Source organism: Xanthomonas sp. LMG 12459 (assembly GCF_009192905.1).
Classification (GTDB): domain Bacteria; phylum Pseudomonadota; class Gammaproteobacteria; order Xanthomonadales; family Xanthomonadaceae; genus Xanthomonas_A; species Xanthomonas_A sontii.
Genome location: NZ_NSGT01000052.1, coordinates 23809 through 49472 on the forward strand (window position 1 = coordinate 23809; position 25664 = coordinate 49472).

Here is a 25664-nt window from a genome sequence, read left to right on the forward strand (position 1 = left end):
CGCGACCGGGCCCTGTCCCAGGCCTCCTCGCTTCTGGTCTAGACCAACCACCCGCAAGGGCCGCGCTGTGGCGCATGGCATGCCCAGGCTGCGGCCGCTGGCACGGCGCGCCGGGTCGTGCCGGCACCGCGAGGCACGCGCATGAGCGCCCGCCACCAGATGCACGGCATGGGCACGCAGACCGTGGCCGCCGACTGGCCGCCGCTGTCCGACGGCGAGGTGGAAGCCCTGCTGCAGCAGTACGCCCTGCCCGGCCTCCTGCACGCCTTGCGTTGGCACAGCCCCCGCCCGTTTTCGGCGGCGGCGGAGGTCGAGACCGCCGCCGGCACGCTGTTCGTCAAGCGTCACCATTGCCGCGTGCGCGACCTGCACGCGCTGGGCGAGGAGCATGCCTTCATCGCGCAGCTGCGCGCGCAGGGCGTGCCGGTGCCGGAGGTGCTGCGCGACCGCGATGGCGCCAGCGCGGTGCGGCGTGGCCACTGGACCTATGAGGTGATGCGCGCTGGCGAGGGCGAGGACCGCTATCGCGAGGCGATGTCGTGGACGCCGTTCGCCGACACCGCCCATGCCGCTGCCGCCGGCCGCGCGCTGGCCGCGCTGCACCGCGCCGCCGCCGGCTACGCCGCGCCGCCACGCAGCACCACCGTGCTGGTCGCCAACCTGCGCCTGTTCGCCCAGCCGCGGCCGTTGCAGGCGCTGGAACACGATCTGGCACGGCGCCCTGCGCTGGCCGCATGGCTGCAGCAGCGCGACTGGCAGGGCGACCTGCGCGCGCAGCTGCTGCCCTGGCACGCGCAGGCCTGGCCGCTGCTGCAGACGCCGCCGCCGGCGCTGTGGACGCACGGCGACTGGCACGCCTCCAACCTGCTGTGGCGCGGCCACGGCGCCGCCAGCACGGTCAGCGCGGTGTTCGATTTCGGCCTGGCCGACCGGACCTTCGCCCTGTTCGACCTGGCCACCGCGATCGAGCGCAACCTGATCCCGTGGCTGCAACTGGACGACGGCGGCAGCGCCGTCGCCGATCTCGACCAGCTCGATGCGCTGCTGCACGGCTACGCCACATTGCTGCCGCTGGACGCGGCGCACCTGCGCCTGCTGGCCGCGCTGCTGCCGCTGGTGCATGCGGATTTCGCACTCAGCGAGATCGAGTACTTCGCCGGCATCACCGGCTCGGACGCGCACGCCGACATCGCCTACCGCCGCTACCTGCTCGGCCACGCCGCCTGGTTCGGCGAGAGCGAGGGCCAGCGCCTGCTGCGGCACCTGCAGCGGCGCGCGGCGGCCGCGTCATGAACCGTCGCATCCACCCCGACACGTCCGCCGTCACGCCCGCCGTGCGCGCACCGCTTGGCGCTGCCGCTTCTCTCCTTCGTTTCGTTTCCCCGAGGTCGTTCCGCATGCTTCCCACCCGCCGCTTCCCCGCTCCGCACGCCCTCGCGCTGGCCCTGGCCATCGCCCTGCCGCTGCCGGCCCTGGCCGCCGACGCTGCGCCAGCGCCCGCCAGCACGCAGACCCCGGTCGAACTGGACGCGGTCAACGTGCAGGGCCGCCAGCCGCACGACCGCAGCAGCCTGAGCGGCTACGGCGACGCGCCGCTGCTGGATACGCCGATGGCGATCGACACGATCGACCGCACGCAGCTGGCCGACCGCCAGGTGCGCGTGCTCAGCGAGGTGCTGCGCGCCGACGCCGCGGTCGGCGACAGCTACGCGCCGATCGGCTACTACGAGAACTTCCTGGTCCGTGGCTATTCGCTGGATGCGGCCAACAGCTACCGCATCAACGGCCTGACCATCGCCGGCGAACAGAACGTGGCGCTGGAGAACAAGGAGCAGGTGCAGGTGCTCAAGGGCCTGTCCGGGGTGCTGTCCGGCATCACCACGCCGGCCGGCGTGATCGACTATCAGACCAAGCGCCCGCAGCACGTGCGCAGCCTGGTGCTGAGCGGCGACGACGACGGCAGCCGCGGTGCGGCGGTGGACCTGGGCGACTGGTTCGGCAGCGAGCGCCAGTTTGGCCTGCGCGTCAACGCCGCGCACGAGACCCTGCGCAGCTATGTCGATCACGCCGACGGCCACCGCAATTTCCTGTCGCTGGCGGCGGACTGGAACATCGACCCGCAGTCGACCCTGCAACTGGACGTGGAATACCAGGACCGCCAGCAGCGCTCGGTGCCGGGCTATCAGTTGCTCGGCGGCACGCAGGTGCCGAGCGGAGTGTCCGTGCATCGCCTGCTCGCCTACCAGCCGTGGTCCAGGCCGGTCGGCATCGAGGCGCTGAATGCGCAGGCGCGCTACGAATACCGCTTCAGCGACGCCTGGGCTGTACATGTGGCCGCATCGCACAGCCGCGCGCTGATCGACGACTACTCCAGCTTCGCCTGGGGCTGCTACGGCGCGGCCAGTTGCGCCGGCGACGCGGTGCCCAACCATTTCAGCCGCGAAGGCGACTACGACATCTACGACTACCGCAGCCCTGCCGACAGCCGCCGCAACGACGAACTGCAGGCGATCGCCAGCGGCAGCGCCAGCACCGGCGCGCTGCAGCACCAGTTCCAGGTCGGCGTCGACTACCTGCATCGCACCATCGACCGCCACGGCTCGATCAACGAGATGATCGGCAGCGGCAACATCGATGCCGACCCGCCGCTGCTGGCGCCGGCCGACGCCGTGCTCGGCCCCAAGCGTCGGCGCCTGGACAGCGCGCAGACCGCGCTGCTGGCCAGCGACCGCATCGGCATCGGCGATGCCTGGCAGTTGCTGCTGGGCGCACGCCAGGTGCGCTACGACGAACGCGCCTGGGACCGCGACGGCAGCCTGACCCGACGCACGCGCCGTTCGGTGTTTCTGCCGCAGGCGGCGCTGCTGTTCAAGCTGCAGCCGTCGCTGTCGCTGTACGCCAGTTTCGCCAAGGGCCTGGCCCCGGGCGGCACCGCGCCGTGGTTCGCCAGCAACGCCGACAGCATCCTCGCCCCCACCAGCGCCTACCAGCGCGAGGCCGGCATGAAGTTCGAGCGCGATGGCGTGACTTTGGGCGCAGCGCTGTTCGACATGCGCCAGGCCAACCAGTACGCGCAACCGCAGGCCGACGGCAGTTTCCTGTTCGTGCAGCAGGGCCGCCTGCACAACCGCGGCATCGAACTGTCCGCCGCCGGCACGCTGGGCGCCGGCCTGCACCTGCAGGCCAGCGTCGCCGGCATCCGCGCGCGCGCCGAGGACACCGGCACGCCGGGCGACGAAGGCCACCAGGCACTGAACGTGCCGCGGCTGCGCGCCAGCGCCCAGGCCACCTGGGACGTGCCCGGCGTCAGCGGCCTGGCGCTGCTGGGCGGCGCGCACTACAGCGGCGCCAAGTACGCCGACCGCAGCGGCCAGGTCGCCGTCGGCGGCTACAGCGTCTACACCCTCGGCGCCCGCTACGCCACCCGGCTGGGCACGGTGCCGACCACGCTGCGACTGAGCGTGGACAACCTCACCGACAAGCGCTACTGGCGCGACGTCGGTGCCTACGAAGGCGACGACTATCTGTTCCTCGGCGCGCCGCGGACGGCGCGGCTGGCGCTGCAGTTTGATTTTTGAAGGGCCGGGAATGGGGAATGGGGATTCGGGATTGGTAAAAGCCAAAAGCGGGACATGGCGCGTCACCTGTGTCGGAGCGGCTTCAGCCGCGACGCGCTATTGCTGACCGGTCGCGACTGATTCCCACAGACAAGCGCTGCTCCTTCGACGAACACTGTCTTCTTCGCTCACAAAAGCGCCTACCCCTGTTCTCCGGATCCACCATGAGGTCATCCACTGCTGCCACTTTCGAACACCAGCCGCGCCGATGACCAAGGTGGCAATCCACTGTCATGCAGTCGAGACGCGCGAAGTGATGTGCTTTCCGATGGCGCAATGCGTCGGGACTGAAGTCCCTCCCACAGTGCACTCGGCCGGTTTGCCGCCAGCCCCTGCGGGAGCGGCTTCAGCCGTGACGCGCTATTACTGACGGGTCGCGGCTGAAGCCACTCCTACAACACGCGCGTAATGCACTGCGCTCGCGAACAATCCCCAATCCCCAATCCCCACTCCCGGCCTCCCCACCATGTCCCCGCTCGAATTGCTCGCCGTACTGATCAACGTCCTGGGTGTATGGCTGACCGCGCGGCGGGTGCGTTGGTGCTGGCCGGTCAACGTGGTGGCGGTGCTGCTGTACGCGTGGCTGTTCTATCAGTGGAAGCTGTATTCGGACATGCTGCTGCAGGGCCTGTACGTGGTGCTGCAGGGTTACGGCTGGTGGCGCTGGAGCAACGGGCTGGGCGACGACGGCAAGGTCCAGGTCGGGCCGCTGCCATGGGGCGAAGGCCTGCGTTCGCTGCTGGCCGGCGCCGTCGGCGCGGCGCTGTTGGGCTGGTGGATGCACCGTCACACCGATGCGGCGCTGCCGTGGCTGGACGCGGCGTTGTCGGCGTTCAGCGTGGTCGCCAGCGTGTGGGCCGCGCGCAAGCGCATCGCCAACTGGGGCCTGTGGATCGTGCTGGACTGCGTCTACGTCGGCGTGTTCGTGTACAAGGGGCTGTACCCGACCGCCGCGCTGTACGCCGGATTCGTGGTGTTGGCGGTGTACGGACTGCGCCTGTGGCAGGCCGATCTGCGCCGCGCGCAAGCCGTCACCTGACACGCCACGCGCTCTTTGCTTCCTGGCGGCGCAGCGCGTGCCGTCGTCAACTCGATGCGAATGGCGCGCCGCAGCCGCACGAGCATCACGCGAACATCAGACGCCCGCATCGTCCGCGTGCCTACCGGCAGCGTAGTCTTGTCAGCCACGCTTCTCCACGCTCTGGATTTCGCATGCACTTCGCCACCACCGCCGGCTTCGCTCAACGCATCGCCGATGCGCTGCTGGCGCGCATCGCCGCCGGCGAATGGCGCGCCGACCAGCGCCTGCCGGTGGAGCGCGAGCTGGCCGCGTTGTTCGGCTGCACCCGCATCACCTTGCGCGAGGCGCTGCAGCAACTGGAATCGGACGGGCACATCTACCGCGAGAATCGCCGCGGCTGGTTCGTCAGCGCGCCGCGGGTACGCCACGACCCCAACAGCATCGCCGGCTTCATGCAGTACGTGGCCGCGCAGGGCGGCGTCCCGCGCACCGAACTGCTCGCCGCGCAGCGCCAGCCGGCCGGCCCGGCGCTCGCCCGGCACCTCCACCTGGACGATCCCGATGCCGAGGTGTTCGTGCTGCGCCGCCGCCGCTGGATCGGACGGCGCGCCGTGCTGCTGGAGACCAATGCGATCCTCGCCGCGTGGGCGCCGCGCCTGCTCGACCACGACCTGGCCGGCTCGCTGAGCGCGGTGCTGACCCAGCGCCTGGGCTTGCGGCAGGCGCGCAGCCGGCTGTCGATGTATCCGGCCACGCTCGATGCCGAGCAGGCCGTGCTGCTGCAATCCACCGCCGGCACGCCGTGCTTCCGCCTGCAGCGCGTCAGCTACGATCCCGACGGACGTGCCGTGGAATTCGACATCGAGTCCTGGCGCCACGACGTGCTGGAAGTGTCGGTGGATGTCTACGCGCCGGGGGAATAAGCGGATCTGCGGCGATGACAACCAGGCACGGGAGGTTGTGGGAGTCAAATGTCATGCAGCTGCGACGCGCGAAGTGGTGCGTGCTTTCCGATGGCGCAATGCGTCGGGACTGAAGTCCCTCCCACAGTGCATCCGGCGGGCTCGCCGCAAGCCGCTGAGGGAGTCAACTGTCATGCAACCACGACGAACGGAGTAGGCGGACGATAGGACCTCGGAAGCCGTCGGGACTGGACCCCACAAAAAGGGGGCGAGACTCCCTCCCTCATTGCGCCCGGACACCGATCACCGCCAGTCCCTGCAGGAGTCGCGGTCGCTTGGCTTTGATTGTTGCTGTTGCCCTTGCTTTTGACTTACCGGGTTCCCTTCCGAAGCGGCGGCCATCCCGGGGAAACACCCGAAGGGCGGCGCACATGGATGTGCGCCGTCCGCGGCAGGGGCAGGATGCCCCTTCCGCGGATCCCCGGGATGGACGCGGACCCGGAGCGCGTTAGCGCGGAGGGCGCGAGGCAGGGTGTGCTTTCTTTTGGTTACTTTTCTTTGCACAAGCAAAGAAAAGTAACTCGCCGCAAGGCGAAAGCTTTGCTCTTGAGCTTGTTGCCACCATCGCTGAATTGTTGGAGCGACCTCGACACGAACGCACTAGACATCGAACAGCACACGCTGCGGATCCGGCGGCGGCAACGTGTCGTACAGGCGCTGTAACTCTTCGCGGCAGGCGCGCAGCGGATCGTGCATCAGGAAGCCGGCCAGGCGCGCGTGCCAGGCCGGCCAGCGCGTAGCCAGCGCGTCCATGTCGCCGTCGGCGGCGCGGCCTTCGCCACTGCACGCGACATGCGCGGTCTCGCACAGCACGTTGCGCCAGCCGAGCCCGGCCATGCGCAGCGACAGATCGGTCAGCGCCGCATACCAGGAGCCATAGCTGCTGGCGTCCAGGCCGCCGGCACGCTGCCGCGCCACCCCGCGCAGCACCACCGCGTGGCACACCGCCGACGGCAGTTCCGGATGCAGCGGCGGCAGGGCCGCGCAGGCCCGTGCCAGGCGCTCGGGATCCTCGGGCAGCGGATTGATCTCGCCCAGCCGCGGCCACGCACAGGCTTCGCCGGCATTGCTCCACGGCGTGGCGCTGGCGATGGCCGCGTCGCGCGCCAGGCAGGCGCTCAACTGCAGCAGCCAGCCCGGCCCGGGCTGCGCATCGGCCGCCAGCACCGCCACGTCGGCATCGCCGCAGGCACGCAGCATCTCGTCTACATGCGCCACCTCGCCGAGCATGCGCGGCCGCCGCGTGTAGTCGGCCTGCAGGCGCGTGCGCGCCAGCCAGGCCTCGATCACCCGGATGCCGCGCGGGCCGGCCTGCGCATCGTCGGCCAGCCACACGCGGGTGCCGGCCGGCGTGTTCGCTTCCAACGCGCCCAGGCAGGCGTCCAGCGCGACGTCGTCGACGCCGACCGCCAGCAGCACGATGGGCAGGCTCACCCGCTTACTTCTTGCCGCGTGCCGGCAGCGGCTTCATGGCCTCGAACTTCGCTCCGTACTCATCGGTGAGATTGCGCGCTTCCTGCGGGTTGCGCACGATCGAGGGGGTCAGCAACACGATCACTTCCTGCCGATTACTGTCCTGGGTCTTCTGCCCGAACAGCGCACCAACCACCGGCAGCTTGCTCAGGTACGGCACGCCGTTGCTGCCGTCGGTGGTGCTGTCGCTGATCAGGCCGGCCAGCATGATGGTGTCACCGCTCTGTACCGCCGCCTCGGTCTTGACGCGACGCGTGTTGATCGGGACGTTGCAGGCGACGCTGGTGCCAGCGCTGGTGCCGCAATTGGTCGGCGCCGCGCCGGGCGAGCTGACTTCCTGCACGATGTCCAGGAACACCATTCCGTCCTTGGTCACACGCGGACGCACCTTGAGGATCACGCCGGTATCCAGGTAGTTCACCGAGGAATATGTAGCGCCGGTGCCCAGGCCCGTGTCGACGCTGACTGAATTGATCGGGATGCGCGTGCCCACGTTGAGTGTTGCTTCGGCATTGTTGCGAACGAACACCGAAGGCGTCTGCAGCAGTTTGACATTGGTGACCTGATCCAGTGCAGAAATCACCGCGGCTGCGTTCCTGCCCAGGAAGGTCCAGCCCAAACCGCTGCTGCCGGTGATGCTGCCGGCGATGTCGCCCCAGATCTTGCGGCCGGCCGCGCTGGGCAGATTCGCGCCACCGCCAATGCCGATGTTGTCGGCATTGGCCGGCGCATTCACCGCCTGCTCGAAGTACCAGTTGACGCCATACTTCAGTTTACCGGTCAGATTGACCTCCGCCACCTGCGCCTCGATGTGCACCTGCATCGGCATCACGTCGAGCTTCTCGACCACGTCGCGGATCGAGCGCCAGGCCTGCGGGGTCGAGCGCACCAGCAGGGTGTTGGTTTCCTCCACCGCCGACACGCCGACCTTGTCGCCCTGCACTTCCAGGGTCACGCTGCCGTTGCCGGACGTGCGCGGCGACAGCTGCAGGCTGCCATTGCCCAGGCCGCCGCCGCTGCTGCTGCCGGAGGAACTGCTGCTGCCCAGGCTGTCGCTGCTGCCGCTACTGCCCAGGCTGCTGCCGCCCAGGCTGCTGCTGTCGCTGCCGTTGAAGCCGCCCAGGCCGCCACCGTTCAACTGGCTCATCTGCGAGCCCGGCATCAGCGAGGCGTTGGAGTCGCCTCGGTTGCCGCCGCCGGCGCCGAACACTTCGGCCAGGCGGTCGGCCAGGTCCTTGGCCTTGATGTACTTGAGTTCGTAGGAGAACAGCCGCGCGCCGCCGCCGGCGCTGTCGATGCGGTCCAGCCACTCCTGGATCTGGTCCAGGTAGCGCGCCTGCGGGGTGATCACCAGCACCGCGTTGGCGTTCTCCAGCGGCATGAAGCGGAACATGCCGGCGCTGGGGGTCTTGCTGTTCTCGCCGAACACCTTCTCCAGATCGGCCGCGACCTGCTCGGCCTTGCCCGACTGGATCGGGAATACGCCCACCGACATGCCCGACAGCCAGTCGACGTCGAAGATCTGCACGGTACGCAGGTAGTTCTCCAGCTCGGCGCGGGTACCACCCAGGGTGATGACGTTGCGCGAGCCGTCGATGCCGACGATGGCGTTCGGCCGCGCGTACGGCTCCAGCACCTTCTTCATCTCGCTGGCGGAGATGTACTTCAGCGGCACCACGCGCACCTCGAAACCGCGCGCGTTGGCCGGCGAGGCGGTGCTCGGCGCCACCGTGCCGGCCAGGGCCTGGTCGGCGGGGACGATGTTGTAGCGGCCGCCGCTGTAGACCATGCGTGCGTTGTTCCAGCCCAGCACCATCTCCAGCAGGTTCAGCGCCTGCGCCGGCGACACCGGCTTGGGCGTGGCCAGGGTCACCGTGCCCTGCACGCCCGGCGCGATCACGTAGTTCTGCCCGAGCATGTCGCCGAGGATGGCCTTGACCACCGCCTGCAGCGATTCGCCCTCGAAGTTGAAGGTGGCGCTGCCGCTGCTGGCGTTGCCCAGCGACGGCGCCGGCGCCGCGGCAGCCGCGGAATTGATCATGGTGCCGCTGCCGCGGCGGATCACCGGGGTGGCGCGCTCGGGCAAGGCGTTGGGATCGGCCGGGCCGCCCTGGCCGTCGCTCTGGGTGCTGCCGGCCGCGCCGACCTGGGGGTTGATCGCGGCGCCGCGACGGATGTCCGGCGAGGGCGTGGTGGCGCAGCCGGCCACCAGGCCGATGGCGAGGAACAGGGAAAACAGACGCGGCGTCATGCGATCACTCTTCAAGGGTTCTGACCTGAGGGGTTGTTCTGGCGCTGTTGCTGCAATTGCCGACGGCGCGCTTCGATCCGCTCGCGGATGGCCTGCAACTGCTCCGACGACGGAGCCGGCGACGACGGCTGAGGGGCGCTCGGGGTCGGTGCCTGGTTCGGCACCGGGTTGGGGGTGGACTGGTTCGGCGGGCGCGGCGCGTTGGCGTTGGACTGGCCATTGGGCGCGGACGCCGGCGGCGGCATCTGCCCCTGCGCGGCACGCCCGGCCTGGCCGAGCACGGTCGGCGGCTGCCCGCCTTTGCCGTCGAACACCTTCAATTCCAGGGTCTGGGTGCCACCGGAACCGCTGACCGTGGCCTGGCGCGGCGACAGCGACAGCAGCCGCCAGCCCTGCACGGCGTCGCCGCCTTCCTTCAGGCGCAGCGATTCGCCCTGCTCGGTGGTCAGCGTCGCCATCTTGAAGCGGTCGGTGAGCAGCACGCCGGTCAGGCGCACGTTGGGCGCGGCGGCCTGGCCGTTGTCGGCGCTGAGGAAGAACGGATGCGGACGGCGATCCTCAGCGAACACCGGGCGCGCGGCGATCTCGCCGTACTGCGAGAAATCGCCCAGGCGCTGTGTGGTGGCCGCGGGCAAGCCCGGCAGCCGCTGCAGCATCGACGGATCGTCGGGCAGCGGCGCCACGCGTTCGCCGAGCCCGCCCAGGCCCAACGCCCAGATCAGCAGCCCCCACAGCGCCAGCGTGCCCAGCCACACGGTACGCAGGCCCATCGCTTCAATTCGCATGGCGGCCCTCCACCTGTTGCGGCAGGTCCGCCGGCGCGGCATTCGCGGCGCCGGGCGCACCTGGCGGGTTGGTCGCGCTGGGCGTGGCCGGCGGCGGCGACGGCACGGTGGCCGGCTCGGTCGGGCCAGCGCCGGCGGAACCGCCGGCGTTCATCACCGGCGTGGCCGCGGCGGGGGCCGCTGCTGCCGACGGGTCCGGTGTGGTGGACGCCGCCGGCGGCGCCGGCATCGCGTTCGGACGCAGGTAGCCGGCCAGTTCGAAGGCCACGTCCAGGCCGTTGCCGCTCTCGCCCGGCGAGAGCTGGTAGCGCTGCGCCATCACGTTGAGGTTGTCGATGAACAGCGCCGGCGTGCCGCTTTCCAGCGCATGCAATACCGCCGCCAGCTCCGGCGTGCCGCAGCGCAGGCGCACCTGCACCGCCACGCGGGTGAAGCGGTCGCTGCGGTTGTCGGCGGCCAGCGGCGAGCGGTTGCTGATCGCGCAACTGCGGTTGCCGGGGCTGGCCGTGGCCACCGCACTTTCCAGGCGCTGCACCAGACCGGCCGAGGCCAGTTCGGCCGAGGTCTCGCGCAGGAAGCCCGGGCGCGTGGCCAGTTCGCGCTGCGCCTGCTGCAGCCGTTGCGCCACCTGCGGCGCCTGCTGCAACTGCATGCGCACGCGCAGTTCGCGCTGCTGCAGTTCCTGGATCTGCGCATCGACCTCGCGCATCGGCACGGTCCACCACGGATGCACCAGCACCAGGTAGCCCAGCGCCAGCGCCGCCAGCAGCAGGCCCAGCGCCAGCCAGCGGTCGCGCTTATCGACCTGCACCGGCATCGGCGGCCTCCTTGCGCTTGGTGCCGGCCAGCTCGGCGGTGAGGGTGAAGCGGTCGCGGTGGCTGCCCGGATCGGCCTGCAGCACGCCGGTCAGCGACGGCGTGCGCCACAGCGGCGAGCCTTCCAGGCGCCCGACCAGCGACGAGGCTTCGCTGCTGAGGCCGATCAACTGCAACTGGTTGCCCTCGATCGAGAACTTCTCCAGATAGGTGCCCTCCGGCAGGCGCTTGCTCAATTCGTTCCAGACCTCGACCGAGGCCGGGCGCTCGGCACGCAACTGGTCGAAGAACGCGGCGCCTTCGACCAGATCGAGCAGTTGTTGGCGCTGCGCGGCGACCGCGCGCGCGCGCTGCGCGCCGCTGTCCACCTGGGTGCGCAGGTGCTCCAGCGCATCGCGGCGGTTGTCCAGCAGTTGCCAGCCGGCCGCGCACAGCGCCAGCAGCGCGGTGGCGGCAAGAATCGCGTTCCAGCGCCGCATCGGGTCGGCGCGGCGGTGGCGCTGTTCCTGCGGCAGCAGATTCACTCCCAGCGGCGCGCCATCGCTGCCGGCGACGTCGATGCCGGCCAGGGTCGGGCGCAGCGCGCCGGCGCTGGCCTGCAGGTCGTCCAGCACGCGGCGCGGGGCCACCACCAGTTCGGCGTCGAGCTGGGCGTCGTCGCGGCGACCGTCGGCGCGCACGTCGTAGATCACCTGGTCGGCCTGGAACGGGGTCTGCCGGTCGATCTCGAACTTCACCACCTCGCGCAGGTGCTCGGCGGCCGCCGCCGGCAGGCGCAGATGGCGTTGCAACGCCGCCTCGGCCGGCAACAGCCACACCCGCGGCAGCGCCGCCAGGCGCGGCCCCAGCAGCGCCTCCAGTTCGTCGGGCAGCAGCGGCCACGGCAGCGCCAGCGGCGCGCCCAGTTCGGACTCGACCTGCCGCGCCAGCATCAGCTGCTCGCCCTCGCGCCACAGCAGCAGCCGCGCCTGCGACCAGCCCAGCTGCAGTTGCCAGCGCGGCGGCAGCCACGCCATCAGCGAGCGCTGCCACCAGGCCAGCAGCCCGCCCGCACCGGGGGCGATGCGTACGCCAAGTTTGTCCATCGTGTCGCGCCACGCCGTCATCGCACCGTCGTTCCTTCTTCCCAACGCAACACAGTGTAGGCGGAGCCCGGCAGCGCCGACGAGCCTGGGCGCACCACGGCGCGCAACACGCCCTCGCGGCCACTGCCCAGCCGCGCCCGGCTTTCGATGCTGTAGGTGCCGCCACCGCCCATGCCGACCATGCCGAGCTGGGTCTGGTCGGTGCGTTCGCGCTGCGCCAGCACCTGCTGCGCGTCCAGGCCGAGCGCGGTCAGCACCGGCCCCGGCGCGAAGTCCGGCGTCGGCCGCGACACCCCACCGTACAGGGTCAGGTTGGGCAGCAGCTTGGCGTACAGCTCCGGGTCCATGCCCAGCACCAGCTGCAGTTCGGCCAGGCTTTCGAACGGCGCATCCTTGGCGCCGTAGGGCAAACCGGCGGCGGCATAGTCCGGATCCTCGGCGCCGTTGGGCTGGGTCAGATTGTCCGGGTCGCGCCAGTCCACGATCGCCGCGGCGATGCGCTCGGCGCGCTGCGGATCCTCGCCGACCGCGCGCACCAGCGCCGCCAGCAGCTGTGCATCGGCCATGTTCAGATCGACCTTGCCGCTCTCGTCGGTGACCCGCAGGTCGACGGTGGCGCCCTCGTACTGCCAGCGGTAGCGCCGGCCGTCGGCACGCCAGCCCGGCTGCGTGGGGGTGCCGGCGAGCCGGGTCAGCGCGTATTCCAGGCCGGCGCGGGCGCGCTCCTGCGCCTCGGCGCCGTCGCCGAGCACCTTGCCCTGCAGGTTCTCGGTGCGCGCGGTCAGCGCGAACGCGCCGATCAGCGCGGTCAGCAGCGCGATCAGCCACAGCACCAGCACCAGCGCGGCGCCGCGGTGGCGATGCGTCGCGCTCATTGCCGCATCTCCGCGCCGCCGGCCTGGCGCAGCGCCACCACCAGCGGCGGCCACGCCGTGCCGTCGCCGCTGCGCAACTCGATCGAGACCAGCAGCGGCAGCGTGTCGGTGCGCTCCCAGCGCTCCTGCCAGGGGCCGATGGTGCCGCGCTCCGGGTCCAGGCCGCGGTAGCGGAAGCGCACCTCGCGCAGGTCGCGCGCCAGCGGCTCGGGCGGGCGTGGCGGGGTCTCAGGCAGTTGCTTGCCGGCCTGCACCTGCACCAGCGCGATCGCCAGTTGCCGATGGTCGCCCTCGCCGCTGACACGCAGGTCGTGCAGGTAGGGGCCGCCGCGGCCGAGGTACTCGGGCAGATCGGCCACGAACTGCATGCGCTGCGGTTCGCCGACGAAACGCACCGGCTGCAGGGTGTGTGTGTCGATATCCAGCGGCAGCGATTGCGCGCCGCTCAGGCGCCGGCGCAGGAAGCCCTCGACCGCGCGCATGCGTTCGCTGCGTCCGGCGATCGCCTCGCCGCGGCCGCTGATCGCCATCGCCGAGCGCAGCGTGGCGAAGGCCAGGGTCAGGCCGCCGACCAGCAGCACCGTAGCCAGCAGCACTTCGATCAGGGTGAAGCCGCGCGCGGTGGCGCGCGGCGGCGCGCGCGTGATCATTGCGGCACCCCGTTGCCTTGCGGGGCGACCAGGCGCAGGGTCTTCCACTGCAGCGCCTGCGCCGGCGCATCGCCCCAGCGCACCTGCAGGGTCAATTGCAGCAAGGTCGGCGCGCCCGGCGTCACCGCGGCATCGGGCGGCCGCCGCGGGTCGGCGTAGGGCGCCACGTCCAGGGTCCAGCGGTAGCGACCCTGATCCAGCGTGCCCTGGCTGCGTCCCGGCTGCAGCGGCTGCTCCACGCCCTGCGCCGCCAGCAGCGACTGCGCGTACAGGGTGGCGCGGCTCAACTGGTCGGCACGCTGCACCTGGCGTGCGGCGCCGGACAGCGAGCCCAGCAGCAGGGTCAGCGCCAGCGCCAGCAGCGCGAACGCCACGATCACCTCGATCAGGGTGTAGCCGCGCTGGCGGTTCATGGGCCCGCCTGGTCCGGTGCGCGCCCGACCGTGACCTCGCCGGTCAGCCAGGTCACGTCGACGCGCCAGCGCGCCTGGCGCGCCTGCAGGTCGATGCGCCCGCCGGTGGAGGCGCCGTCCTCGAAGAACTGGATCGCGCCCTCGCCGTCGCGGCGCTGCGCCTGACGCGCACCGGTGAAGCCGATCGTCAGCGACGGCGGGATCTCGCCGTGGCGGCCGTTGGGCGCCTGCCAGCGATGCGCCTGCGGATCGATCAGGAAGCGCTGCGGCTGGCCGCTGGCGATCGCCTGGGCGCGGGTGTAGCGCAGCTGCGAGGCGATCTCCTTGGCCGCCGAGCGCAGGCGCATGCCGTCGATGCCGCCGGTCAGCACCGAGGCCGCCAGCAGCGCGGCGATCGCGATCAGGCCCACCACCAGCAGCATCTCCAGCAGCGACACGCCGCGCATGCGCGCACGCGCAGCCGGCGCGCACGCCGGCACGCCGAAGCGCAGCGCGCCGGCAGGGGCCCGGATCACGGCGCCGGATCACTCGTACTTGATGTCGGCGTCGTAACTGCTGCCGCCGGGCTGGCCGTCCTTGCCCAGGCTGATCAGGTCGAACGGCCGGCCTTCGCCGGGCACCTTGTATTCGATCGGGTGGCCCCAGGGGTCGTTCAGTTCGGCCGGCTTGGCGTACGGGCCGAGCCAGCCGCTGACGCCGCCCGGCGCGGTGACCAGGTCGTCGAGCTTGGACGGCAGCTTGCCGGTGTCGAGCTGGTAGTTGTCGACCTTACCGGCCAGGGTCTGGATCTGCGACTTGGCCAGGTTGGCCTTGCCGCGGTCGGCGCCGCCGAGCACGCGGCTGCCGACCAGGGTCAGCACCGCGCCGATCAGCACGATGACGATGATGATTTCCAGCAGGCTCATGCCCGCCTGGCGTGCGGCGGACGGGGAACGGGTCAGGGAGCGGCGAAGAGTGCGCATTGCATCGGATCCTTGCGGTGGAAGACCTATGTAGCCGAACACGGTGACGATGGCAGCCGATGCCGGCCGGCGGTACAGCGGCGCGTCACGCACGCCGTCACGCCGGGCGGTGGAGGATCCGCGCCGCGCGCACGCACGGCCACGGCCGGCGCGCGCGGCGCCGCTGGCAATGGGACAGGGGCGGCGGCGGAAGGTTCCCGGTCGGGACCGCGCGGCGTCACATTCCGCGGCAGTCGCCTGAGGCCCGGACGGGGCCGGGCGTTCGGCGCCACATGCGCCATGGCGCGCCGCGCAGACGCAGCGGGCAAGGCCGCTGCCGTCCATGGCGTCACATCGCCGGCTCCGGAGAGACCGGCCCGGCCATCCATGGCCGGGCGTTCGGCCATGCGCGAACCTGCGGTTCGCAAGCGCATGGCCTCCTTCGATTCGCTCGTACGCTGCGCCAGATGACTGCGCAGCCGTCCATGGCGCGGCATCGCGAGCGCCGGAACCACCGGCCCGGCCATCCCTGGCCGGGCGTTCGGCGCCACATGCGCCATGGCGCGCCGCGCAGACGCAGCAGGCAAGGCCGCTGCCGTCCATGGCGTCACATCGCCGGCTCCGGATAGACCGGCCCGGCCATCCATGGCCGGGCGTTCGGCCATGCGCGAACCTGCGGTTCGCAAGCGCATGGCCTCACCCAATCGCATTGGTGAGGTCGTAGAGGGGGACGAGGACGGAAATGATCACCAGGCCGACCACCGAGGCCAGGACCAGGGTGATCGCCGGCACCATCGCCGCCAGCAGGCGGTCGATGGCCTGGGCGGTCTCCTGCTCGAAGGTGTCGGCGGTCTTCAGCAGCATGATGTCGAGTGCGCCCGATTCCTCGCCGACCTGGATCATCTGCAGCGCCAGGCGCGGGAAGCGCTTGCCCTTGGACAGCGACGCCGACAGCCCATGGCCGTTCTTGACGTCGTCGGCGGCGGCGCCGACGTCGGCGGTCAGCGCCAGGTTCGACAGCACGTTGCGGGAGATGCCCAGCGCCGCCAGCAACGGCACGCCGTTGCGCAGCAACGTGCCGAGGGTGCGGGTCAGGCGCGCGGTCTCCAGCCGCGAAATCAGCACGCCGACGAAGCGCTGGCGCAGCAGCCAGGCGTCGAAGCTGGCACGGAATGCGGGGTCGCGGCGCTTGCGGTCCACCGCCAGGATGGTCACGCCCGGCACCACCAGCAGCACGATCCACCAGTCGCGCACGAACAGGCCCACGCTCAGCACCGCCTGGGTGAACCACGGCAGGGCCACGTCCAGGCTCTCGTACATCTGTGCAAACTGCGGCACCACGTAGCCGAGGAGGAACAGCAGCGCGCAGCCGACCACGCTGACCAGGATCGCCGGATAGATCAGCGCGTTGATCACCCGCCCGCGCAGTTCGCGGCTGCGCTCCAGGTACTCGGCCAGGCGCTGCAGGGTGTCGTGCAGGCTGCCGCCGGCCTCGCCGGCGCGCACCATGTTGATGTACAGGCGCGAGAACAGCCCGTGCTGGCGCTCCAGCGCGGTGGACAGCGGCGCGCCGCCGCGCACCGCGTCGCGGATGTCGCCGACGGTGCGCTTGGAACGTTCGTCCTCGGGCAGCTCGAGCAGGATCGACAGCGCGCGATCCAGCGGCTGGCCGGCGCCGAGCAGCGTCGCCAGCTGCTGGGTGAACTGCACCAGCGCCGCGCCGTCGAACGGCTTGGGCCGGAACAACCCGCGCAGCGAGGTGCCGCCGCCCTCGGCGGCGAGCCGGGCCTGCATCGGCATATGCCCCTGCTCCTGCAGGCGCAGCGCCACCTCCGCCTCGCTGGCGGCTTCCATCTGCCCTTCCAGGACCTCGCCGTGCGAGTCCAGGGCCTTGTAGCGGTACAGGGGCATCAGGGCTGGGAGTGGGGAATGGGGAATCGGGAATGGGAACGCGCGTCGTGCGCGGTCCATACGTTCCCGAGCGCGGACCGCCGGCGCACGGCGCAGCGACACGTCGTCACCACCGGAGCGCAGATCGCGCGCATCAGGTTTCCTCCGTCACGCGCAGCACTTCCTCGATCGTGGTCTGGCCGCTGAGTGCCTTGGCCAAGCCGTCCTCGTACATGGTGCGCATGCCGGCCTCACGCGCCAGTTGCTCGATCTCGCCCATGCCGGCGTGGCGCATCACCGCGCGCCGCAGCACGTCGTTCATCACCAGGAATTCCATGATGGTGGTGCGGCCGACGTAGCCGGTCGGCGCGATCGCCGAGGGCCGCGGGCGGTACAGGAAGATCTCGCCTTCCGGCTGCAGCCGGCGCAGTTCGAACTTCTCGATCTCCTCCGGCGAGGCCGCATAGCGCTCGGCATGCGTCGGCTCCAGCCGCCGCACCAGGCGCTGGGCGAGGATGCCGTTGATGGTGGAGGTCAGCAGGTAGTCCTCCACGCCCATGTCGAGCAGGCGGGTGATGCCGCCGGCGGCGTTGTTGGTGTGCAGGGTCGACAGCACCAGGTGGCCGGTCAGCGCGGACTGGATGGCGATGCGCGCCGTCTCCAAGTCGCGCATTTCGCCGATCATGATGATGTCCGGGTCCTGGCGCACGATGCTGCGCAGCGCGTGCGAAAAGTCCAGGCCGATCTGCGGCTTGGCCTGGATCTGGTTGATGCCCTCGATCTGGTACTCAACCGGGTCCTCGACGGTGATGATCTTGACGTCGGCGGTGTTGAGCTGGCTCAGCGCGGTGTACAGCGTGGTGGTCTTGCCCGAGCCGGTGGGGCCGGTGACCAGCAGGATGCCGTGCGGCTGCTCCAGCACCTTGCGGAACTGCGGCAGGAACGCGTCGGTGAAGCCGAGCCGGTGGAAGTCGAACACCACGGTCTCGCGGTCGAGCAGGCGCATCACCACGCTCTCGCCGTGCGCGGTGGGCACGGTGCTCACGCGCAGGTCCAGTTCCTTGCCCTGCACCCGCAGCATGATGCGGCCGTCCTGCGGCAGACGGCGCTCGGCGATGTTGAGCTTGGCCATGATCTTGACGCGGCTGATCACCGCCGCGGTCAGGTTGGCCGGCGGGCTCTCGCCGTCGATCAGCACGCCGTCGACGCGGTAGCGCACCTTCAGCCGGCTCTCGAACGGTTCGATGTGGATGTCCGAGGCGCGCAGTTCCACCGCGCGCTGGATCACCAGGTTGACCAGGCGGATCACCGGCGCCTCGGACGCCAGGTCGCGCAGGTGCTCGATGTCGTCGGCGGCGACGCTGTCGCCGTCGGCGGTTTCCACGATCGCGCCCATCGCGCTGCGGCCCTGGCCGAACCAGCGCTCGATCAGGTCGTCGATCTCCGAGCGCAGGCCGACCCGCGGCAGCACCTGCAGGCCGGTGGCCAGGCGCACCGCGTCGGCGGCGTAGGCGTCGTGCGGATCGGCCATCCACAGTTCCAGCACGCCGTCGCGCTCGCCGAGCGGACACACATGGAACTGTTTGAGGAAGCGCAGCGACAGTGGCTGCGCCTCGGGCAGGCTCTCCGGCGCGGTGGCCGGCAGCTGCTTGGCGTCGAGCAGGGGCAGGCCCAGGACTTCGGCGCTGAGCTCGGCATGGTCGCGCTCGGAGACCAGGCCCAGGCGCGCCAGCAGCGCCAGCAGGCTGCCGCCGGACTCGCGCTGCAATTGCCGCGCGCGCGCCAGGTCGCCGTCCTTGAGCCGGCCCTTGGCCAGCAACGCCGCGATGATGCGGGTTTCGGGCGTCTCCACGGCGACGGCAGTGTCCTTCACGAGCGCATTCACGCGATCCCTCCCAGATGACCGTGCGACTTTAGCAGTTCGGCATGACCCGACGCCGAATCCGGCGCACTCCCCCGCCGCTGTCTACCGGGCGGCCAACGGACCGGCACCGGCAGGCCCGCCACGGTCATCGGCCTGACATCCTGGCAGGACATGATGGGCAGTTGCGTTGCGCGTTGCTGCAGTCGCGGAGTGGGCCGACACGGCGCTGCCCCAGATGCAGGAAACCCGGCCGGAGCCGGGTTTCCTGGAACCGCATGGCGCTTCCCTGCGCCGCGTACGCTTACTGGCGCGCGACCAGGCTGACGCCGTTGTAGGTGCTCTCGCCGACCAGCTTGATGTAGTAGGTGCCGGCCTGCGGCGCGGTGAAGCGCACCGTCTCGTTGTTGCCCGGACGGGTCGACTTGGCGTCGGCGTTGCCGGTGCCCGGCTCCTTGCCGAAGCTCACATACAGCGACACATTGCCGCTGCCGCCGTAGGTGAGGAAGCTCAGCACCGCACCGGCCTTGGCCTCGAAGCTGTACAGCGCCTCGTTGCCCGCGGCACCGGCCAGGCCCGCCACCGCCACCTTGTTGGTCAGCGCGGTCGCCGGCGGCGCGCATTGCTCGGTGGCCGGATCGCACGGCTCTTCCAGCGCCTTGGCCAGGGCGGCCTTGGCGTCGACGATGCCGGTGCCGATCGGGGTGCTGGACGGGATCGACACCGGGAACGGACGCGCGGTCTGCTTGAGCAGGGTTTCCAGCGCGGCCGGGGTCAGCGGCGCCTTGCCCGCGGCGATCAGCGCGCTCTGCACCAGCGCGGCCACCGCGGCCACGTGCGGCGAGGCCATCGAGGTGCCGCCCAGGCCCATGTAGGTGTAGTTGCCGGAGGTCGGCGTGGTCGCGCCGCTGTAGCCGTTCTGCCAGATGTAGCCGCCCGGGTTGCCGTCGACGCTGCCGCCGCCGCCCGGACCGGACAGGTCCACCTTGGCGCCGAAGTTGGAGTAGTAGGTGATGCCACCGGTGATGCGGGTGGCGCCGACCGCGATCACGTTGTCGCAGCTGGCCGGGCTGAAGTTGGCGGCATTGGCGGTGTTGTTGCCGGCGGCCACCACCACCGTGGTGCCGCGCGACACCGCGCCGTTGATCGCGTCCTGGGTGGCGCTGTCGCAGGCACCGCCGCCGCCCAGGCTCATGTTGATGATCTCGGCCGGGTTCTGGTTGGCCGGCACGCCGGACACGGTACCGCCCGAGGCCCAGACGATGGCGTCGGCGATGTCGGAGGTGTAGCCGCCGCACTTGCCGAGCACGCGCACCGGCAGCACGGTGGCGTTGGGCGCCACGCCGGCCATGCCGATGCCGTTGTTGGTCGCTTCGGCGACGGTGCCGGCGACATGGCTGCCGTGCCAGGAGCTGTCCTCGGCCACCGAGCCGGCGTAGCACTCGTTGTCGTTCTCGACCCAGTCGCCGTAGTCCAGCGCGCCCGGCACGCGGGCGTCGGTCGGACGCCGCGAGACCTCCTTGTCGGAGATGAAGTCGTAGCCCTGCAGCAGGTTCACCGCCACGTCCGGGTGATTCGGCAGGATGCCGGTATCGAGCACCGCGACGACGACACCGTCGCCCTTGGACACGTCCCACGCGGCCGGCAGGTTGATGCCGCCGGTGGCGTTGCTGTAGTGCCACTGGTACTGCGCGTACAGCGGATCGTTGGGCACCAACTGCGGCTGCACCTGCGTCTTGGCCCGCAGCACGTCGACCGGCCGCAGCTTGGCGTCGACCTGCGCGTACTTCACCGTCGGGTCGGCGGCGATCTCCGCCACCACCTTGTCCAGGTCGGCCTTGCTCAGCTTGCCGGTCAGGCGGATCAGGTCCGCGCCGATGCCCAGGGTCCGCACATACTCGGCGCGCACGCTGGCCGCGGCCGCGCGCGAAATGCCGTTGCTGCCGCCGAGGCTGGCACGGCCCACCGCCGACTGCACCGTCGACAGCTTGGCGCTGCGGTCGCTGGCCGCGGCGGTGCCGGCGTTGTAGCGCACCAGGATGCGGTTGGAGGTCACCGCATCGGCCGGCGCGGACCTGCCCGGTTCCTTGACCGGCAGCGGCGCCGAGGCGCTGGCCGCGATCGCGCTCGAGGCTCCCAGCGACATCGCCAGCATGGCGGCGGCGATGGCATTGATACGAAGGTTTTGCTTGTCGATCACGTTGACGTCCTCTTCAAAGTTTCGTGGATCAGGCGACAGTTGCGGCCGTAAAACTCCCTTTTTCCGAATCCGTTGGCCGGCCCAGCCAAGGTCCTGTGGTCTGCCCCCTCAGGCCATTGCGTGGCGGACGGCGGTACGCGCCGCCGTCCGCGATGGATCACCAGCCGAAACCGGCACCGATGCCGATGGAGCTGTCGTCGCTGCTGAAGGCACCGCCGATGGTCACCGTGGCGCGGTCGCTGAAGGCGCGCTGGTAGCCCACCGACAGCGCCGACTCGCCGTTCTGGAAGCCGATGCCGGCACCGACCCGGTTCTGGGTGCGGATGCCGGCGGCGCTGGTGGCCATGTTGAGCATGGCCGCGCTCATCGCGCCCTGGCGGTCGATGCGGCGGTCCTGGTCGCGCAACCGCGCATCGACGTCGCCGCGCAGCACCTCGAAGCTGTCGGCCATGGTGCCGAAGCGCGCATCGGTGTACGACTTGGCCGTAGCCACGCCGTTGTCGAGCTGGCTCTTGTTGACCGCATCGGTGGCCTGGGTGCCGGCGGCGACGTTGGCGAGCTGACGCTCGTTGCCGGCGCTGCCGATGGAGACCGTCTGCGCACGATCGGCCACCGACCCCTGCCCCAGTGCGACCGCGCCCTGCGCGGTGGCGCTGGCGCCCTGGCCGAGGGCGGTGCCCGAGGCCGCGCTGACGCTGGCGCCCTCGCCCATCGCCACCGCGTTGGTCGCCACCGCCGCGATGTGGCTGTTGGCGCCCACCGCGGTGCTGCCGTCGGCATTGACCTTGGCGTTGCTGCCGATCGCGGTGTCGTTGGGGCCGTGCGCGTAGGCGCTGCCACCGATGGCGGTGCCGGTGACGTCGTTGGCGCGCGCGGCGGTCCCCACCGCCGTGGCGCTGGAGGCGACCGCCGTGCTTTCGCCGACCTGCGCGGTGCCGATGCTGCCGGACACCGGCGTCGCCGCCGCGGTTGCAGCGGTCGCGGCCGACGCCGCAGGCGCCGCCTCGGTGGCCTGCGCGGCCACCGCACTGGTACCGACCATGCGCGCGCTGCGTGCCGCGGTGCCGCTGCCGCCGGTGCGCGCATCCAGTTCGCTGACCTTGCCGTCCAGCGCCGCCAGTGCCGCGCCGACGTTGTTGTAGCTGGCACCCTGGATCACGTACGTGGGCGCCACGAACAGGCCCTGCGCGCCGAGTCCGGCACCGCCACCCAGGAACGTGGCCATGTTGCTCAGCGACTGGTACAGCTGGCCGCCGTTGATCGCGTCGGTGCTGCCGGCGGCGACGCTGCCGGCGGTCAGGTTGACGATGCGCCGGGTGGCCGGGCCGCCGCGGCCGTTGCCGCTGCCCAGCGACACGGTGTCGGCCTCGTACACCCGCGAACCGGCACCGAGCGCCACCGCGTTGTCCGCCGAGACGCCGGCATTGGCGCCGAGCGCGACGCCGTTGCTGCCGCTGTTGCGGACGAAGCTGTTGTAGCCCATCGCCACGCCGTTCTCGCCGATCGCGTTGGTCTGCAGGCCGATCGCGGTGCTGCGCGCACCGGTCGCCGAGCTGCCGGCACCATTGGCGGTGGCACCGGCGCCGGCGGCGACGCTGCCCACGCCCAGCGCGGAACTGCGCAGGCCGCTGGCGGTGGCGCCGGCACCGGCCGCGGTGCTGTCCACGCCGCTGGCGCTGGCCACCGCGGTACCGGAACTCTGGAAGCGCGCGCTGGTGTCGCCGGCCGCGGTGGCCACCGCGTCCAGCTGCGCCTTGTTCACCGCATCGGTGGCGTTGACCGCCGCGCCGACGTTGGTGATGCGGCGCGTGGCCGGCGCGGTGACGCCGTTGCCGCCGCCCACCGACACCACGTTGGCTTCGCTGGTGCGCGCGCCCGAACCCAGGGCGACGCTGCCGGCGCCGCTGGCCGAGGCGTTGATGCCCAGCGCCGTGGCATTGGTGCCACCGTAGGCGAAGGCGTTCTGGCCGATCGCGGTGCCGCCTTGCGCCGTAGCCCAGGCGAACTGGCCGACCGAGGTGGTCTGCGCCGCCGTGGCCCAGGCCGAGGCGCCGAGCGCGGTCGCATCCTCGCCGGTGGCACGGGCGCTGTAGCCCAGCGCCGCGGCATAGGCGCCGGAGGCGGTGCTGCCCCAGCCCAGCGCCGAGGCGTAGTTGCCCGCCGCCGCCGCGCCGTAACCGAACGCGCTGGTGCGAGTGCCGCTGGCGGCGCTGAAGGCACCGACCGCGGTGCTGTAGTCGCTGCCGGCGTTGGCCTTGTAGCCGTCGGCCGTGGCCTGCAGGCCGCTGGCGACGGCACCGGCGCCACTGGCGCTGCTGAACGTGCCGCTGGCCTGCGCACCTGCGCCCAGCGCGGTGGCGCCGGCGGCGCTGGCGGTGGTGGTGCCGTCGAGCAGCACGTTGCCGGACGCGTCGGTGTAGTACAGCGAGCCGCCGATCGCGGTGCTGGATTCGCCGGTGGCGGTGGCGTTGTAGCCGGACGCGGTGGCGTAGCGGGCACCCGCGAGCGCGCCGCTGCCGAAGGCCGAGGCACCGGTGCCGTAGGCGTTGCTGGCTTCGCCGGCGGCGGTGGCGTAATTGCCCTCCACGTAGCTGCCGACATCGTCGGCCGGGTCGCTGCCGCCGTTGGCCTTGAACTGCTTGCCGGTGGCGTCGGCGGACTGCTTCACCTCGTTCAGTTGCGCGACATTGACTGCGTCGGTGGCTTCGGTACCGGCGGCGACGCTGGTGATCTGCCGCTCCTTGCCGGCGCTGCCCACCGAGACGGTGTTGTCGCGCGCCGCTTCGGAGTTCGCGCCCAGGGCCACGCTGTTGACGCCGGACGCGTAGGCGCCGTAGCCGAACGCACTGGCGCTGTCGGCGCTGGCGTAGCTGAGACTGCCGAGCGCGCTGCTGAAGTCGGCGGTGGCGCCGGCACCAGCGCCGAACGCCGCGCTGTTGGCGCCCGAGGCCTCGGCCGGGATCAGGCCGAAGAACGAAGTACCGCCGACCGCCACGCTCTCCTCGCCGGAGGCCACGCTGTACTCGCCCACCGCCACGCTGCTGCTGCCGGACGCGGTGGAGGACACGCCGACCGCAGTGCCGTAGCTGCCGGAGGCCAGCGCGCCATAGCCCAGTGCCGAGGACAGGTAGCCGGTGGCCTCGCTGTAGCCGCCCAGTGCGGTGGCGCCGATGCCCGAGGCAGCGCTGCGGAAGCCGGTGGCCGTGGCCTGGTTGTCCGAGGCCACCGCTTCGTTGCCGGTGGCGGTGGCATAGGTGCCGCTGGCCTGCGCGCCGGCGCCGCTGGCGGTGGCGCCGATCTCGCTGGCCTGGGCGTTGCTGCCGATGGCGATGCTGTTCTCGCCCGACGCCTGGCTGGCGTTGCCCAGCGCGACCGCATCGACCCCGCTGGAGACGGCGTTGAAGCCGATCGCGGTCGCCCCGGCGGCCACGGCATTGGCGCCGCCACCGAGCGCAGTGGCGCCGTCGGCGGTGGCGTTGGCGGCCTCGCCGGCCGCCAGCGCATTGTCGCCGTCGACCAGGGCGCCGGCATCGCTGTCGGCGCTGCCGCTGGCCTGGAAGTACTTGCTGGTCGCTGCCGCGGCCTGCTTCACCGCATCCAGCTGGGCGACGTTGACCGCATCGGTGGCCTCGGTGCCGGCGGCCACGTTGGTGATCTGCCGCTCCTGCCCGGCACTGCCCACCGACACGCTGTAGGCGCGGTCGGCGACCGCCCCGGCACCCAGCGCCACCGCATTGGCGGCGGTGGCCTCGCTGCCGGCACCGATGCTGATCGCGCTTTCCGCGTCGGCCACGGTGTTGGTGCCGATGGCGATGGTGTTGACCTGGTTGCCCAGCGCCTGGAAGCCCAGCGCCACGCTGTAGTTGCCGTAGCCGAACGCGCCGCGACCGACCGCGGTGGCGCTCAGCCCCGGCGCCCAGCTGTTGAAGCCGATCGAAGTAGCGCCGCTGCCGCTGGCCCACGCCCCGGTACCGAACGCCGAGGCGTTGGTGCCGGTGGCCCAGGCCGAGGTGCCGAACGCCGACGCGCCATCGGCCGTGGCCCAGGCGTAAGCGCCGACCGCACTGGCGTCCTCGCCGCTAGCCCAGGCGTTGTCGCCCTGCGCCAGGCTGTAGTTGCCGGTCGCACGCGCCTTGTAGCCGCCGGCGGTGCTGTGGTCGCCGGTGGCCTGCGCACCGTAGCCGGTGGCGGTGGCGACGCTGCCCGTCGCCTGCGCGCCCGCGCCGAGCGCGGTGGCGTTCTCGCCGGCATTGGCACCGACCAGCACCGGCTTGCCGTCGGCATCGACGATCGGCTGGTTGTACTGGTCGTAGGCCTGGCCGCGGCCACCGATGGCGGTGCCGCCGGTGCCGGCGGCCGTGCTGCCGTTGCCCAGCGCCACCGCGTCATCGCCCATCGCCGCCGCGCCGCTGCCGAACGCCGCCGCGCCGCTGCCGTAGGCATTGGCCGCATCGCCGGCGGCCAGCGCGCCGGCGCCGTCGGCATAGGCGCCGACCGTGCCGCCGCCGCTGTGGGCGAAGAACTTGGAAGTGCTTTCGGCAGTGGCGCGCACCGCATCCAGCTGCGCGAGGTTGACCGCATCGGTGGACTGCGTGCCCGCGGCGACGTTGACCACCTGCCGCTCGCTGCCGGCATCGCCGACCGAGACCGTGTTGGCCCGGCGCGCCACCGCGTTGGCGCCCAGCGCCACGCTGTCGGCCGCAAACGCGGTGCTGTAGTAGCCGAGCGCGGTGCTGTTGGCGCCGCTGGCCCAGGACTGCGCGCCCAGCGCGCTGGCATGGTCGCCCGGTGCATAGGCGAAGTAGCCCAGCGCGGTGCTCTGCA

General features: G+C 71.4%; 17 protein-coding genes and 1 pseudogene. 4 read left to right on the forward strand and 14 right to left on the reverse strand.

The window, feature by feature from the left end; all coding sequences use genetic code 11:
• The first annotated feature begins 141 nt into the window (after window positions 1-141).
• From CEK65_RS12715 to CEK65_RS12730, 4 genes are all read left to right on the forward strand, one after another.
• Window positions 142-1293 (forward strand): aminoglycoside phosphotransferase family protein, encoded by a 1152-nt coding sequence (locus CEK65_RS12715; RefSeq protein ID WP_152181969.1) that lies wholly within the window; start codon window positions 142-144, stop codon window positions 1291-1293.
• 104 nt (window positions 1294-1397) lie between these two features.
• Window positions 1398-3578, forward strand: coding sequence for a TonB-dependent siderophore receptor (locus tag CEK65_RS12720; RefSeq protein ID WP_152181970.1), 2181 nt, complete (start codon window positions 1398-1400; stop codon window positions 3576-3578).
• 505 nt (window positions 3579-4083) lie between these two features.
• Entirely contained in the window at window positions 4084-4656 is a 573-nt protein-coding gene (pnuC, locus tag CEK65_RS12725; protein ID WP_152181971.1) for a nicotinamide riboside transporter PnuC, read from the forward strand.
• Between the two features lie 173 nt (window positions 4657-4829).
• Window positions 4830-5561 (forward strand): UTRA domain-containing protein, encoded by a 732-nt coding sequence (locus CEK65_RS12730; RefSeq protein ID WP_152181972.1) that lies wholly within the window; start codon window positions 4830-4832, stop codon window positions 5559-5561.
• Between the two features lie 639 nt (window positions 5562-6200).
• On the opposite strand, the gene CEK65_RS12740 is transcribed toward CEK65_RS12730, so the two are convergent.
• The 14 genes and pseudogenes from CEK65_RS12740 to CEK65_RS12805 form a co-directional block, all read right to left on the reverse strand.
• Window positions 6201-7034 carry a glycosyltransferase gene (locus CEK65_RS12740; protein WP_152181973.1) on the reverse strand — a complete coding sequence of 278 codons (834 nt, stop codon included), beginning with the start codon at window positions 7032-7034 and terminating at the stop codon, window positions 6201-6203.
• Between the two features lie 4 nt (window positions 7035-7038).
• On the reverse strand, window positions 7039-9324 hold the full coding sequence (gspD, locus tag CEK65_RS12745) for a type II secretion system secretin GspD (protein ID WP_152181974.1): 2286 nt from the start codon (window positions 9322-9324) through the stop codon (window positions 7039-7041).
• Window positions 9325-9335: 11 nt separating this feature from the next.
• The gene (gene xpsN / locus CEK65_RS12750) at window positions 9336-10109 is read right to left on the reverse strand and encodes a type II secretion system protein XpsN (RefSeq protein WP_026144257.1); all 774 of its coding nucleotides are present in this window, start codon (window positions 10107-10109) and stop codon (window positions 9336-9338) included.
• A 235-nt stretch (window positions 10110-10344) separates the two neighbouring features.
• Window positions 10345-10926, reverse strand: a pseudogene (gene gspM, locus CEK65_RS12755) (type II secretion system protein GspM); the annotation flags it as partial.
• Window positions 10907-12031 carry a PilN domain-containing protein gene (locus CEK65_RS12760; protein WP_017914613.1) on the reverse strand — a complete coding sequence of 375 codons (1125 nt, stop codon included), beginning with the start codon at window positions 12029-12031 and terminating at the stop codon, window positions 10907-10909. The pseudogene gspM and the gene CEK65_RS12760, both read right to left, overlap by 20 nt.
• A complete protein-coding gene (locus CEK65_RS12765) occupies window positions 12028-12885 on the reverse strand; it encodes a type II secretion system protein GspK (RefSeq protein ID WP_152181976.1) in 858 nt (285 codons plus the stop codon). Before CEK65_RS12765 ends, CEK65_RS12760 begins: the two co-directional genes overlap by 4 nt.
• Complete coding sequence (locus CEK65_RS12770; RefSeq protein ID WP_152181977.1) at window positions 12882-13535, reverse strand: type II secretion system protein J; 654 nt, start codon at window positions 13533-13535, stop codon at window positions 12882-12884. The genes CEK65_RS12765 and CEK65_RS12770 overlap by 4 nt, the downstream gene beginning before the upstream one ends.
• The gene (locus CEK65_RS12775) at window positions 13532-13948 is read right to left on the reverse strand and encodes a prepilin-type N-terminal cleavage/methylation domain-containing protein (RefSeq protein WP_017908496.1); all 417 of its coding nucleotides are present in this window, start codon (window positions 13946-13948) and stop codon (window positions 13532-13534) included. Before CEK65_RS12775 ends, CEK65_RS12770 begins: the two co-directional genes overlap by 4 nt.
• Window positions 13945-14394, reverse strand: coding sequence for a GspH/FimT family pseudopilin (locus tag CEK65_RS12780; protein ID WP_226980568.1), 450 nt, complete (start codon window positions 14392-14394; stop codon window positions 13945-13947). The genes CEK65_RS12775 and CEK65_RS12780 overlap by 4 nt, the downstream gene beginning before the upstream one ends.
• A gap of 78 nt (window positions 14395-14472) precedes the next feature.
• The gene (gene gspG, locus CEK65_RS12785; protein WP_026143220.1) at window positions 14473-14910 is read right to left on the reverse strand and encodes a type II secretion system major pseudopilin GspG; all 438 of its coding nucleotides are present in this window, start codon (window positions 14908-14910) and stop codon (window positions 14473-14475) included.
• Window positions 14911-15585: 675 nt separating this feature from the next.
• On the reverse strand, window positions 15586-16800 hold the full coding sequence (locus CEK65_RS12790) for a type II secretion system F family protein (protein ID WP_017908693.1): 1215 nt from the start codon (window positions 16798-16800) through the stop codon (window positions 15586-15588).
• A 133-nt stretch (window positions 16801-16933) separates the two neighbouring features.
• The gene (gene gspE / locus CEK65_RS12795) at window positions 16934-18664 is read right to left on the reverse strand and encodes a type II secretion system ATPase GspE (RefSeq protein ID WP_017908692.1); all 1731 of its coding nucleotides are present in this window, start codon (window positions 18662-18664) and stop codon (window positions 16934-16936) included.
• A 280-nt stretch (window positions 18665-18944) separates the two neighbouring features.
• Window positions 18945-20840, reverse strand: a complete 1896-nt coding sequence (locus CEK65_RS12800) for a S8 family peptidase (protein WP_017908691.1) — start codon at window positions 20838-20840, stop codon at window positions 18945-18947.
• Between the two features lie 157 nt (window positions 20841-20997).
• Window positions 20998-25664 (reverse strand): hypothetical protein (locus CEK65_RS12805; RefSeq protein WP_152181979.1); only part of this gene is annotated, 4667 nt, incomplete at its 5' end.